Below are 12,834 nucleotides of genomic sequence, written 5' to 3' on the forward strand. Positions count from 1 at the left end.
CATGACAACTCTGTCCGAACCGCAGCCGAAGCAGCACAAAGAGTCCGACACCCGGCTGAGGGTGGTGCTGATGCTGGAGATCCAGGACGGCGCCCAGCAGCGTTTCCTCGACGTCTACGAGCAGCTGCGCCACCAGGTGGCCGCGGTGCCCGGCCATGTCAGCGACCAGCTGTGCCAGTCCATCAACGACCCCCGCCAGTGGCTGATCACCAGTGAGTGGGAGGACCAGGAGACCTTCCTGCAGTGGGTGGACAGCCCCGCCCACCGCGAGATGGTCAAGCCGATGCACGGCTGCGTCAGCGACAACTTCCGCTCGCTGCGCTACGCCGTCCTGCGCCAGACCTCTGCGGCCGGCGCCACCGGCGACCGGGCCCCGATGGAGGTGCCGCCGGGCATGCCGCGCAGCGAGCCCGCCGGGCACGTCGGCCCGCCCAGGGCCGAGCCGGGCCCGGACGGCCTGGTGCGCCACGCGCTGACCTTCACGGTCAAGCCCGGCAGCGAGGCCGAGGTCGCCCGGATCCTGTCCGCCTACGCCTCCCCCAGGGCCGAGGTGGACGAGCACACCCGGCTGCACCGCACCTCGCTGTTCATGCACGGCAACCGGGTGGTGCGGGCCGTCGAGGTGGTCGGCAACCTGGGCGACGCGCTGCGCCACGTGTCGATGCAGCCCGAGGTGCGGGCGGTCGAGGAGGAGCTCAACCCGTACCTGGAGGAGGCCCGGCAGTTCGGCGACCCGCAGTCCGCCCGCGCCTTCTTCGCCAAGGCGGCGCTGCCCGCCCGGCACCAGGCGATCGCCAGCTCCCCCGCCTCCGGCCGGCTGCACCGGCACGCCGTGCTCTACCCGGTGCGCCCGGGCCGTGGGCAGGCCGTCGCCGAGCTGCTCTTCGACCACGACAACCTCGCCACCGCCGACCCGACCGGCCCGGTCGCGGCGGCCACCGTCTTCCAGCGCGACGACACCGTGGTGCGCCTGGTCGACCTGCGGGTGCCGGCCGAGGCCGAGCCGGCCGCCGCGCTCGGTGTGGCGGGCGCCCAGGAGGCGGCCGAGCTGGCCGGGCTGCTGGACCTCGGCCCGGCCGGCGACCTGCGCACCGTCGCCGGCCTGAGCGCGTTCCTCGCCGCCCGCGCCATGAGCCCGGTCACCGACCGCAGTTCGCTGAGCGACTGAGCGACTGAGCGACTGACGCACCCAGTCAACCCCCCTGGAGGAAAACCATCATGACCACGCAGTACCCGAGGATCATCAACGTCGACGAGGCCCCGGAGAACCGCCGCCACGGCGCCGAGCTGCGCACCATGCTCACCCCTCCCAGCTGCGGGGCGACCAGCGGCTTCATGGGCCTGGCCATCATCAAGCCCGGGGAGCGGATCAACGAGCACTACCACCCGTACTCCGAGGAGTTCGTGTTCGTCGTCTCCGGCGACCTGGAGGTGGACCTGGACGGGAAGGCCCACCCGCTCAAGCCGGATCAGGGCCTGATGATCCCGATCAACATGCGCCACCGCTTCCGCAACGTCGGCAAGACCGAGGCCCGGATGGTCTTCCACTGCGGCCCGCTCGCCCCGCGCCCCGACCTCGGCCACGTGAGCACCGAGGAGTCCGCCGCATCCGGCCCGCCGGAACACGCCAAGGTGGGCTCGTGACCCGGCGCGTCGCCGTCACGGGGATCGGTGTGGTCGCGCCCGGAGGGATCGGGATCCCGGCCTTCTGGGACCTCCTGACGGCCGGCCGCACCGCCACCCGGGGCATCACGCTCTTCGACCCGACCGGGTTCCGCTCCCGGATAGCCGCCGAGTGCGACTTCGACCCGCAGGCCCACGGGCTGAGCCCCGAGGACGTCCAACGGGCAGACCGCTACGTGCAGTTCGCGATGGTCGCGGCCGCCGAGGCGGTCACCGACGCCGGGCTGGACCTGGCCGCCGAGGACCCGTGGCGGATCGCCGTCTCACTCGGCACCGCCGTCGGCGGCACCACCCGGCTGGAGCACGACTACGCGCTGGTCAGCGCCACCGGCGCACGCTGGGACGTGGACCACCGGCAGGCCGAGCCGCAGCTGCACCGGGCCTTCGCACCCAGCACGCTGGCCTCCGCGGTGGCCGAGCGGGTCGGCGCGCACGGCCCGGTGCAGACCGTCTCCACCGGCTGCACCTCAGGCCTGGACGCGATCGGCTACGGCTTCCAGGCGGTCGAGGAGGGGCGCGCCGACATCTGCGTCGCCGGCGCCTCCGACTCCCCGATCTCGCCGATCACCGTCGCCTGCTTCGACGCCATCAAGGCCACCAGCGAGCGCAACGACGACCCGGAGCACGCCTCCCGCCCCTTCGACGCCCACCGGGACGGCTTCGTCCTCGGCGAGGGCGGCGCCGTCCTGGTGCTGGAGGAGCTGGAGCACGCCCGCCGCCGCGGCGCCCGGATCTACGGCGAGATCGGCGGCTTCGCCACCTTCGGCAACGCCTACCACATGACCGGCCTCACCAAGGAGGGGCTGGAGATGTCCCGGGCGATCGACCACGCGCTCGACCACGCCCGGGTCGACCGCACCGACGTCGACTACGTCAACGCGCACGGCTCGGGCACCAAGCAGAACGACCGGCACGAGACCGCCGCGGTCAAACGCTCGCTGGGTGACCACGCCTTCGACACGCCGATGAGCTCGATCAAGTCGATGGTCGGGCACTCGCTCGGCGCGATCGGCGCGATCGAGGTGGTCGCCTGCACCCTGGCGCTGGCCCACGGCGTGGTGCCGCCCACCGCCAACTACGAGACTCCCGACCCGGAGTGCGATCTCGACTACGTGCCGCGCACCGCGCGCGAGCTGCCGCTGAGCCACATCCTCTCGGTCGGCAGCGGATTCGGCGGATTCCAGTCCGCCGTCGTGCTCAACAGAACGGGGTGAATGCCATGACGTCACGTCAGCAGGGCCGCCGGGCGGTGGTCACCGGCCTCGGCGTGGTGGCGCCGAACGGTGTCGGTGCCGACGCCTTCTGGAAGGCCACCAGGCAGGGCGTGAGCGTCCTCGACCGGATATCCCGCGAGGGCTGCACCGACATGCCGCTCAAAGTCGCGGGTGAGGTGCGGGAGTTCGATCCGCGGTCGGTGATCGACAGCCGCTTCCTCGTACAGACCGACCGCTTCACCCACTACGCGATGGCCGCCGCCGACCTGGCGGTGGCGGACGCCGGGTTCCGGCCCGACCCCGAACAGCCCTACGCGGTCGGCGTGGTGACCGCGGCCGGCTCCGGCGGCGGCGAGTTCGGTCAGCGCGAGCTCCAGCAACTCTGGGGCCAGGGGCCGCGGTTCGTCGGCCCGTACCAGTCCATCGCCTGGTTCTACGCCGCCAGCACCGGCCAGATCTCGATCCGCGGCGGCTACAAGGGCCCGTGCGGGGTGGTCGCCAGCGACGAGGCCGGCGGCCTGGACGCCCTCGCGCACGCCGCCCGCTCGGTCTCGCGCGGCACCGACGCCGTGGTGGTCGGCGCCGCCGAGGCCCCGCTGGCGCCGTACTCCATGGTCTGCCAGCTCGGCTACCCCGAGCTGAGCCTGGCCGACCGGCCGGAGGCGGCCTACCTGCCGTTCACCGCGCAGGCCTGCGGCTTCGCCCCCGCCGAGGGCGGCGCGATGCTGCTGCTGGAGGACGAACAGGCCGCCCGGCGGCGCGGCGCCAACGTCCGGGCGCACCTGGCCGGACACGGCGCCACCTTCACCGGGGCCTCCCGCTGGGAGGAGTCCCGGGAGGGGCTGGCCGCCGCGATCCGGATCGCGCTGGACGAGGCCCGGATCCCAGCCGAGGAGATCGACGTGGTCTTCGCGGACGCCCTCGGCGTCCCCGCCGCCGACCGGGCCGAGGCCCTGGCGCTGGCCGACGCGCTCGGCCCGACCGCCGAACGGGTCCCGGTCACCGCACCCAAGTCCGGTACGGGGCGGGCCTATTGCGGCGCCCCGATGCTGGACGTGACGGCCGCCGTACTGGCCATGGAGGACGGCGTGCTGCCGCCCACCCCCAACGTCACCGAGGTCTGCCACGAGCTCGCCCTGGTGACCGACCGCGCCCGCCCGGCCGAACTGCGCACCGCGCTGGTGCTCAGCCGCGGGCTGATGGGCTCCAACTCCGCGCTGGTGCTCCGGCGCGGGGAGTGGTTCTGAATCCCCCCGTACCCCCGATCCGCTGCACCTTCGAAGGGAAACCCGTGAGCACCACCTTCAGTTATCCCGAGCTGGCCGCCCTGCTCCAGGCCCGGGCCGGCGTCACCGTCGCCCCCGGCGACCTGGAGCAGCCGGGCGCCCAGTTCGACGACTTCGGCATCGACTCGCTCGGACTGCTCGGCGTCGTCGGCGAGTTGGAGAACCGCCACAGTCTCAAGGTCACCTCCGGCGCCGAGTCCGCCAAGACCCCGGCCGAGTTCCTGGAGCTGGTCAACAGCTCCCTTTCCGCGAAGGCAGGCGCCTGAGATGCCCGGACACACCGACAACGAGATCGTCATCAACGCTCCGCTCGACCTGGTCTGGGAGATCACCAACGACCTGGAGAACTGGCCGGAGCTGTTCAGCGAGTACGCCTCGGTCGAGGTGCTGGAGCGCGAGGGCGACCGGGTGCGGTTCCGGCTCACCATGCACCCGGACGAGAACGGCAAGGTGTGGAGCTGGGTCTCCGAGCGCACCACCGACCGCTCCTCGCTCGCTGTCAAGGCCCGCCGGGTCGAGCCCGGGCCGTTCGAGTTCATGGAGATCCGCTGGGAGTACGCGGAGGTCCCGGCCGGCACCAGGATGCGCTGGATCCAGGACTTCGCGATGAAGCCCACCGCGCCGGTGGACGACGACGGCATGGTCAACCACATCAACAAGAACTCCCGGATCCAGATGCAGCTGATCCGTGAGAAGGTCGAGAAGCGGGCGGCAGAGCAGTGACCGAGACCCACCGCGCCCTGATCGTCGCCCGGATGAAGCCCGGCGCCGCCCCGGACATCGCCGAGGTGTTCGCCGACTCCGACCGGGGCGAACTGCCGCACCTGATCGGTGTCACCGGCCGCAGCCTCTTCCAGTTCGGCGACGTCTACCTGCACCTGATCGAGGCCGACCGCCCGCCGGGCCCGGCCGTCGCCAAGGTCCTCGGCCACCCTGAGTTCCGGACCGTCAGCGACCGCCTGACCGCCTTCGTCCAGGCCTACGACCCCGCCACCTGGCGCGAGCCGAAGGACGCGATGGCACGAGAGTTCTACCGCTGGGACCGCTGAACCCGGTCCCGTTTGGGCCCGCCCCCGGCCGTGCGCCGGGGGCGGGCCCACGTGCGCGCCCGGGTGCGGCCCGGGTGCGCGGCCGTATCACCCGGGTGCGCACCCGTACCACCCGGCACCGCCGTGGGTTCACCCGGATCGCCGGGGCAGTCGAGTGAACACACCCGGGACACCACCCGAAGGGATCACGGTCCGCACCGGCACCGCCACGCTCCGGTGGCACGCGGCCCCGGCGTGGTTGACGGTGGATCAGGCGCCACTTTTCCCGCGAGTCCCCATGACCGGCACCCTGCCGGCAGCCGCGGTCCGCGCGCCGGAAGGATCATCCTCATGCGTTCTGCACGCACGCTGCTCGCCGGAGCGGCTGTCGCCGCCGTCCTCACCGCCGGCACTCCCATGGCCTTCGCCGACGGCTCCTCGGTCCAGGGCAAGAACCTCAGCTGGCAGGAGAAGCAGTCCGACGACAGGGGCTCCGAAGGCCGGGGCTCCGAAGGCCGCGGCGACGAGGGCCGAGGCAACGAAGGCCGGGGCAACGAGGGCCGGGGCAACGAAGGCCGAGGCAACGAAGGCCGGGGCAACGAAGGCCGAGGCAACGAAGGCCGGGGCAACGAAGGCCGAGGCAACGAAGGCCGAGGCAACGAAGGCCGCGGCAACGAAGGCCGCGGCAACGAGGGCCGGGGCAACGAAGGCCGAGGCAACGAAGGCCGGGGCAACGAAGGCCGGGGTGAGGAGCACGGCCCGCACGGCGGCGTGCACACCGGCGGTGGCGGCCTGGCACTGTCCGGCGGTGGCCTCGCCTCCGGCGCGGTGCTGCTGCTCGGCGGCCTCGGGGCCGGCGCGTACGCGCTGCGCCGCGGGCGCCGCACCTCCGGTGCGGCCGCGGTCTGACACCTGCCACTGCCGCCTCTGGGGCCCCTCCCCCGACCGGGTGGGGCGCCCGGGGGCGGCGGGTCGTTGTGGAACAGGCTCCTGACGAAGGACTTCGAGCGGAGGACAGGAATGACCGGCGGTCCCGGTTCCGGGATGACCCGGCTGCTGCGCGGCGGGATGGGCGCGGCGGCGGTCGGCCTGCTGCTGATCTACAACTCGGTGGCCACCGGGAAGGGCGACCCGGTCGCGGGCCAGGCCGCTCCCCCGGCGGCCGTCGCACCCGCCGTCCCGGGCCCGTCGGCCACCGCCGTCGGACAGGCGGCGCCCACCGCGGCCCCGGGCGCACCGGCGCTCAAGCGCTCCAAGCCGACCCGGCTGCGGATCCCGCAGATCGCCGTGGACGCGCCCTTCACCGAGCTCACCCTCAACCCGGCCGGCCAGCTCAACGCCCCGCCGCCGGACGACAAGAACCTGGTCGGCTGGTACCGCGACGGCGTCACCCCGGGCGAGCGCGGCAGCGCGGTCGTCGCCGGGCACGTGGACACCACCAAGGGCCCGGCGGTGTTCCTGCTGCTGAGCCTGCTGGTTCCGGGCAACAAGGTCGAGGTGAGCCGCGCGGACGGCACCGTCGCGGTGTTCGGCGTCGACTCGGTGCAGACCTTCGCCAAGGACGCCTTCCCCGACCAGAAGGTGTACGGCAAGACCCCGGACGCCCAGCTGCGGCTGATCACCTGCGGCGGCACGTACGACAAGAAGCGGCGGGACTACCTGGACAACGTGGTGGTCTTCGCCCACCTGGAGTCCTCGCACAAGGCCTGACGCCGGCACGTCGGACGGCCGCTGCTCCCCGGTGGATCGGGGAGCAGCGGCCGTCGTGTGCGAGGGGGCCGGGTCAGACCCGGACGGTGGCCTCGAAGGCGTGGAGGTAGGGGTTGACCGGGCGAACGGCGACGACGTCGAGGCCGGCCTCCTCCATCAGGTGGACCATGCTCTCCTCGGAGTGCTTGGCGCCGCCGACGTTGAGCATCAGCATCAGGTCCATGGCGGTGGTGAAGCGCATCGACGGGCTGTTGTCGACCAGGTTCTCCACCACCACGACCCGGGCGCCTGGGCGGGCCACCGCGACCACGTTGGCGAGGGTGCGGCGGGTGCTGTCGTCGTCCCACTCCAGGATGTTCTTGATGATGTAGAGGTCGGCGCGGACCGGGATCTCCGTACGGCAGTCGCCCGGGACGAGACGGGCGCGGGCGGAGAAGGCGCCGCCGTCCTGCAGCCGGGGGTCGGCGCCGGCGACGACCTTGGGGAGGTCGAGCAGGGTGCCGTGCAGGGCCGGGTGCTTCTCCAGCAGGCTGGCCAGCACGTGGCCCTGGCCGCCGCCGATATCGGCCACCGAGTCGATGCCGGTGAGGTCCAGGTAGTCGGCGAAGTCCTGGGCGGACTGCTGGCTGGAGGCGGTCATCGCCTTGTCGAAGACCTTCGCCGAGTCGCCGGCGTCGCTGTGCAGGTAGTCGAAGAACTCCTTGCCGAACAGCTCGGGGAAGACGTTGCGCCCGGAGCGCACCGCCTCGTCCAGCTTCGGCCAGGCCTCCCAGGTCCACGGCTCGGTGCACCAGAGGGAGATGTAGCGCAGGGAGTTGGGGGCGTCCTCGCGCAGCAGGCGGGACATCTCGGTGTGCTCGAAGTGGTCGCCGCCGGTCTCGGAGAAGATCCCGTAGCAGGTGAGCGCGCGCATCAGGCGGCGCAGCTGGCGGGGTTCGGTGTCGAGCTGCGCGGCGAGGTCGGTGACGCTGGTCGGGGTGTCGCCGAGCGCGTCGGCGACACCGAGCCGGGCGACCGCGCGGACGGCGGCGGCGCAGGCGGCGCCGAAGACGAGCTCGCGCAACCGCATCGCGGCCTGGGCGGTGGTGTTGACGGGGGCGGTGGTCATGGGTGGTCCTTCCCGATCGGGGGCGTCAGCAACGGCCGGACGGCTCGGAGACCGAGCAGGTGTTGCGGGCGAAGGTGTTGGCGGTGCCGGTGTCGCGGTCGGCGAGGTCGGCCGGGCCGTTGCCGCTCAGCTTGTTGTCGGCGATGGTCGCCCGGGTGTTCGGGATGCCGACGACGCTCTTGAACAGGACGATGCCGCCGGAGAAGTCCGTGCGGCCGACGTTGTCGTGGACCTCGTTGTCGGTGACCCGGGTGTCCTCAGTGCCGGTGAGCACGATGCCGGCGCCCTGGACGGCACCGAGACGCGGATTGGCCGGGCAGAACTTGTTGTTGGCGACGACCCGGTTCTTCCGGACGTCGAGGTCCCCGGCGCGGGGCACGCCCTCGTCGCCGACCACGAAGACGCCGCTGCAGTTGCCGCTGATCTCGTTGCCCTGGACGGTCAGCGCGCGCAGCCGGCGCACGGTGACGCCGACCCGGTTCCCGGAGAGCTCGTTGCCCTCGACGAGGGTGCCCCCGGTGTCGGGCGCGCCGCCCTCGCGGTAGGCGTAGTTGGCGAGGAAGACGCCGGACTGGCCGTTGTCGGTCGCGCGGTTGCCGAGGATGGCGGCCTTGGTGGACATCTCCTGGCTGATGCCCTGCTGGCCGTTGTCGTGGACGTAGGTGGCGCGGACGGTCAGTCCGGTGGTGCCGCCGGCGTCGATGCCGTTCTTGCCGAAACCGGTGACGGCGAGGGACTCGATGGTGACGCCGGACAGCGGGGCCGCCTCGGTGCCGACCACGCAGACGCCGTGGCCGGCGGTGGCGCAGGCGTTCTCGGTGCCGGTCCCGGGGGTGATCACGCTGGCCGGTCCGGAGCCGCGCAGGGTGAGGCCGGGGGTGGTGATGCGGACGCTGCCGCGGTAGGTGCCGGGGAGCAGTTGAACGACGTCGCCGGGCTGGGCGGCGTCGACGGCCCGCTGGATCGACCCTCCCGGCTGGACGAGGTGCAGGGCGCCGCCGGCGGCGTGGGCCGCGGGTGCGACGGCCAGGGTGGCCAGGGCGGTGGTCAGAGCGGTGGCGGCGGCGGTGGCCGCGGCGAGGTGGTGGACCCGACACATGGGCATGAGTGGTGACCTGTTCTTTCGGCGCGCGGTGGGACGGTTCGACGGGTGGGGCGGTCTTCGGGGTGTTCGGGAAGCCGGTCCGACCCGGCGTGTGCGGGTGGTGACGGTCGGTGAGTAGGGCCGAGTCGACGGTACGGTCGCCCCGGAGGGGCCGCCACCAGGGCTGGGCTGCCGGACTGACGGGGCGTCGGCCACTGGTGGTACGGCCCGGCGTGGCGTGCCTGTCCGCCGGGACGACGGCCCGCGCGCCGTTCCCGCCCGGGCCCGTGACATCCTCGGGGGCATGAGCACCGCGCCCGTACCGCCCGTCGCCGCCCGCCGCAACCCGATCGGGGCCCACGTCCCGGTGGCCGGCCGCGGCCTGGCCGGGACGGGTCTGGCGTACGCGGAGAAGGTCGGCGCCGAGACGGTGCAGGTGTTCGTGGCCAACCCGCGCGGCTGGGCCACTCCCGCGGGCAATCCGGCGCAGGACGAGGCGTTCCGCGCGGCCTGCGCCGAGCAGGGCGTCCCGGCCTGGGTGCACGCGCCGTACCTGATCAACTTCGGCTCGGACAATCCGGCCACCCGGGAGCGCTCGGCCGACTCACTGCGGCACTCGCTGCACCGCGGCCACGCGATCGGCGCCCTCGGCGTCGTGCTGCACACCGGCTCGGCCGTCGGTACGGCCCCAGGCGGCGGCTCGCGCCGGGCCGAGGCGATGGCGCAGGTACGCGCCGACGTCCGGCCGCTGCTGGACGAGCTGGACGCACTCGGCGAGGACGCGCCCTGGCTGCTGCTGGAGCCGACCGCCGGCCAGGGCAGCTCGCTCTGCTCGCGGCTGGAGCAGCTGGCCGAGTACGTGGAGGCGCTGGACGGGCACCCCAAGGTGGGCGTCTGCTTGGACACCTGCCACGCCTTCGCCGCCGGGCACGACCTGGCCGTGCCCGGCGGGGTGACGGCCGCGCTGGACGCCCTGGCCTCGGCCGCCGGTCCGGGCCGGCTGCGGCTGATCCACGCCAACGACTCCGAGGACGTGGTCGGCGCCCGCAAGGACCGGCACGCCAACATCGGCGCCGGGATGATCGGCGCGGAGCCGTTCCGCGAGCTGTTCGAGCACCCGGAGACGGCCGGGGTGCCGCTGCTGGTGGAGACCCCGGACCGCAAGCACGGCGGGGACGGCACCGGGCACGCGATGGACATCGCGGTGCTGCGGGAGCTGCGCGAGCGGGCGGCCGTTCCGGTCTGAGATCCGCCGGCCCGGCCTGGGGCTGCCGGTCGGGCGGGGCGGTGGCCGGCCGGAACGAGTCACTGCCGCCTGGGGGTGAGAGCCGGAGGAGCAGCACTGAGCCCGGGGGCCGAGGGACGGCCTCCGGGCTCGGGGTGCGGAGGGATCAGCAGCCGCAGTCGCTGTCGCTGTGCTCGTGGAAGTTGAACCAGTTGGCGTGCGGGCCGAACAGGCCGACGCCCGCGGAGCCGGACTCCAGGCTCTGCCCGGACGACTGCGTCGGCGCGTGGCCCCCGGCCATCGCCGAGGTCGGGACCGCCACGACGGCACCGGCCACGGCAACGATCACGGCGAGCTTGCGGATGTTCCCACGAAGCGACATCTGATGTCCTTTTGGTTCGTCTGTCTGGTCCTCAACCCAAGCCCCCGAACGGCCAGTTCGAGCCGAATCGACGGGCCGGGCGGGCGCCCCACCGGGGAGGCGCCGCGCCAACGTTGGCACACGAACGCGCGGCCCGACGGCGCGCCGCAACCGGGCTGGGGCATCCGGGTGACACATCTCCCCCGGCCGGAGGAACGCACCGGACGAACACGGTCGTACGCCCGCACGCGCCTGGATGAACACGGCCGTACGCCCGCGTTGCGGGCCGAACGGCTTCTCGGGGCGCACCGGACGAGTGCCCGTCCGACCGGCGTGCGACCGCAAGTCTTGCGGTGATCCGCCGGGCCGGATGAACAAATCCCATCGATTTGGTGCAAGGTACCGCCCGGTCCGAGCATGAACGGTCGCTCCACCGAGCACGAGCAGGACCACGAAAGGCGCACCACCCTCATGCAGACCAGCCCCGCCGCGACCCGGCAGGCGACCCGACCGAGCAGCCCGGCCGGCTCCGATCCAGCAGGCCCGGACCCGGTCACCCCCACCCCCGCTCCCGCGAAGAACGGCCGCTTCGGGCTGCCGACCGCCACCGCGCTGGTGATGGGCAACATCATCGGCGGCGGCATCTTCATGATCCCGGCCGCCGTGGCGCCGTTCGGGACGGTCAGTCTGCTCGCCTTCGTCGTCCTCACCGTGGGCGCGATCGCGCTGGCGCTGGTCTTCGGGCAGCTGGCCCGCCGCAACCCGCGCACCGGCGGGCCGTACGTCTACGCCCGCGAGGCCTTCGGGGACTTCGCCGGCTTCCTCTCGGCCTGGTCGTACTGGATCACCACCTGGGTCAGCAATGCCGCGCTCGCCGTGGCCGCCGTCGGCTACCTGGACGTGCTGGTGCCGATCCACGGCGACATCGCGCTGGAGATCACCGCCGCGCTGGCCTTCCAGTGGCTGCCCGCGCTGGCCAACCTGGCCGGCACCCGCTTCGTCGGGGCGGTCCAACTCGTCTCCACCGTACTGAAGTTCATCCCGCTGCTGCTGGTCTCGGTGGGCGGGCTGTTCTTCTTCGACCCGAAGAACATCGGGCCCTTCGACGGCAACGGCCAGGGCTGGATGGGCGGCATGACGGCCGCCGCGGCGATCCTGCTGTTCAGCTACCTGGGCGTGGAGTCGGCCGCGATGAGCGCCGGGCAGGTCCGCGACCCCGAGCGCAACGTCGGCCGGGCCAGCGTGCTCGGCACCAGCGGCGCCGCGGTGGTCTACCTGCTGGGCACGCTCGCGGTGTTCGGCACCGTCGCGCACCAGCAGCTGGTCAACTCCAGCGCTCCCTTCTCGGACGCCATGAACGCGATGTTCGGCGGCACCTGGGGCGGCACGGTGATCGCCGTCGCCGCGCTGATCTCGATGACCGGCGCGCTCAACGGCTGGACCCTGCTGGCCGCCCAGGCGCCGTACGCGGCCGCCAAGGACGGGCTGTTCCCGGCCGCCTTCGGCAAGGAGAAGCGCGGCGTGCCGACCTTCGGCGTGATCGTCAGCGTCGCCCTGGCCTCGGTGCTGACCATCGCCAACTTCGCCAGCGGCGCCAAGGGCGCGTTCGACATGCTGGTGCTGGTCACCACCTTCACCGCGGTCGTGCCCTACCTGCTGTCCACCGCCGCCCAGTTGTACTGGCTGGTCCGCGGTGCCACCGACAAGGTCAACGGTCCGCACCTGGTGCGCGACGCCGTCCTCGGCCTCGGCGCCTTCGCCTTCTCGATCTGGCTCCTCGCCGGCGCCGGCTACGCGGCCGTCTACCAGGGTGTGCTGTTCCTGTTCGCCGGGATCCTGGTGTACGTCTGGCTGGCCGGCCGCCGCCGGGCCCGGCCAGAGGGCGACGCCCGCTGACCTCCCTCCGAAGGTGGCCCCGGTGCGCGGTGTACCGCGCACCGGGGCCACTTTTCTTGTGCTGGAACGGGGTTGTCCGGCGGGTGCTATTCGGCCGGCAGTTCGCGGAAGCGGTTGATCGCGGGCAGGTGCTTCTCGCGCAGTTCCTGGTCGCGGACGCCCAGGCCCTCTTCGGGGGCGAGGCAGAGGACGCCGACCTTGCCCTGGTGCTTGTTGTGGTGCACGTCGAGGGCGGCCTG

14 protein-coding genes and 1 pseudogene are annotated in these 12,834 nt (G+C 73.0%); 11 read left to right on the plus strand and 4 right to left on the minus strand.

All coding sequences use genetic code 11. The features are described 5' to 3' along the window. Position 1: 1 nt before the first annotated feature. From ACIG5E_RS34090 to ACIG5E_RS34130, 9 genes are all read left to right on the plus strand, one after another. Positions 2 to 1,168 (plus strand): SchA/CurD-like domain-containing protein, encoded by a 1,167-nt coding sequence (locus ACIG5E_RS34090; RefSeq protein WP_396540203.1) that lies wholly within the window; start codon positions 2 to 4, stop codon positions 1,166 to 1,168. Positions 1,169 to 1,218: 50 nt separating this feature from the next. Further along, positions 1,219 to 1,644, plus strand: a complete 426-nt coding sequence (locus ACIG5E_RS34095) for a cupin domain-containing protein (protein WP_380413893.1) — start codon at positions 1,219 to 1,221, stop codon at positions 1,642 to 1,644. Beyond that, positions 1,641 to 2,897, plus strand: a complete 1,257-nt coding sequence (locus ACIG5E_RS34100) for a beta-ketoacyl-[acyl-carrier-protein] synthase family protein (protein WP_396540205.1) — start codon at positions 1,641 to 1,643, stop codon at positions 2,895 to 2,897. The genes ACIG5E_RS34095 and ACIG5E_RS34100 overlap by 4 nt, the downstream gene beginning before the upstream one ends. A 5-nt stretch (positions 2,898 to 2,902) precedes the next feature. Continuing rightward, complete coding sequence (locus ACIG5E_RS34105) at positions 2,903 to 4,144, plus strand: beta-ketoacyl synthase N-terminal-like domain-containing protein (protein WP_396540207.1); 1,242 nt, start codon at positions 2,903 to 2,905, stop codon at positions 4,142 to 4,144. A gap of 44 nt (positions 4,145 to 4,188) precedes the next feature. Next, positions 4,189 to 4,449: an acyl carrier protein gene (locus ACIG5E_RS34110; RefSeq protein WP_396540209.1), complete on the plus strand. Its 261-nt coding sequence runs from the start codon at positions 4,189 to 4,191 to the stop codon at positions 4,447 to 4,449. A 1-nt stretch (position 4,450) separates the two neighbouring features. Next, complete coding sequence (locus tag ACIG5E_RS34115) at positions 4,451 to 4,906, plus strand: SRPBCC family protein (protein ID WP_396540211.1); 456 nt, start codon at positions 4,451 to 4,453, stop codon at positions 4,904 to 4,906. Positions 4,907 to 4,938: 32 nt separating this feature from the next. After that, positions 4,939 to 5,232, plus strand: a complete 294-nt coding sequence (locus tag ACIG5E_RS34120) for a TcmI family type II polyketide cyclase (protein WP_396540225.1) — start codon at positions 4,939 to 4,941, stop codon at positions 5,230 to 5,232. Between the two features lie 330 nt (positions 5,233 to 5,562). Next, positions 5,563 to 6,120 carry a hypothetical protein gene (locus ACIG5E_RS34125; RefSeq protein ID WP_396540213.1) on the plus strand — a complete coding sequence of 186 codons (558 nt, stop codon included), beginning with the start codon at positions 5,563 to 5,565 and terminating at the stop codon, positions 6,118 to 6,120. A gap of 111 nt (positions 6,121 to 6,231) precedes the next feature. After that, complete coding sequence (locus tag ACIG5E_RS34130; protein ID WP_396540215.1) at positions 6,232 to 6,921, plus strand: class F sortase; 690 nt, start codon at positions 6,232 to 6,234, stop codon at positions 6,919 to 6,921. A 73-nt stretch (positions 6,922 to 6,994) separates the two neighbouring features. Here the strand turns inward: ACIG5E_RS34130 and ACIG5E_RS34135 are convergent, their stop codons facing one another. Further along, positions 6,995 to 8,029 carry a methyltransferase gene (locus ACIG5E_RS34135; protein WP_396540217.1) on the minus strand — a complete coding sequence of 345 codons (1,035 nt, stop codon included), beginning with the start codon at positions 8,027 to 8,029 and terminating at the stop codon, positions 6,995 to 6,997. Positions 8,030 to 8,054: 25 nt separating this feature from the next. Continuing rightward, a complete protein-coding gene (locus tag ACIG5E_RS34140; protein ID WP_396540219.1) occupies positions 8,055 to 9,134 on the minus strand; it encodes a nitrous oxide reductase family maturation protein NosD in 1,080 nt (359 codons plus the stop codon). A gap of 283 nt (positions 9,135 to 9,417) precedes the next feature. Between ACIG5E_RS34140 and ACIG5E_RS34145 the strand changes: the two genes are divergently transcribed. Next, complete coding sequence (locus ACIG5E_RS34145) at positions 9,418 to 10,359, plus strand: deoxyribonuclease IV (RefSeq protein WP_396540221.1); 942 nt, start codon at positions 9,418 to 9,420, stop codon at positions 10,357 to 10,359. A 145-nt stretch (positions 10,360 to 10,504) separates the two neighbouring features. Here the strand turns inward: ACIG5E_RS34145 and ACIG5E_RS34150 are convergent, their stop codons facing one another. Next, positions 10,505 to 10,720 carry a hypothetical protein gene (locus ACIG5E_RS34150; protein ID WP_396540223.1) on the minus strand — a complete coding sequence of 72 codons (216 nt, stop codon included), beginning with the start codon at positions 10,718 to 10,720 and terminating at the stop codon, positions 10,505 to 10,507. A 450-nt stretch (positions 10,721 to 11,170) separates the two neighbouring features. Between ACIG5E_RS34150 and ACIG5E_RS34155 the strand changes: the two genes are divergently transcribed. Continuing rightward, the gene (locus ACIG5E_RS34155) at positions 11,171 to 12,595 is read left to right on the plus strand and encodes an amino acid permease (RefSeq protein ID WP_396540227.1); all 1,425 of its coding nucleotides are present in this window, start codon (positions 11,171 to 11,173) and stop codon (positions 12,593 to 12,595) included. A gap of 86 nt (positions 12,596 to 12,681) precedes the next feature. On the opposite strand, the pseudogene ACIG5E_RS34160 reads toward ACIG5E_RS34155, so the two are convergent. After that, positions 12,682 to 12,834, minus strand: a pseudogene (locus tag ACIG5E_RS34160) (crotonyl-CoA carboxylase/reductase); the annotation flags it as partial.

Origin of the sequence: Kitasatospora sp. NPDC053057 (assembly GCF_044546945.1) — a bacterium.
Classification (GTDB): Bacteria; Actinomycetota; Actinomycetes; order Streptomycetales; family Streptomycetaceae; genus Kitasatospora.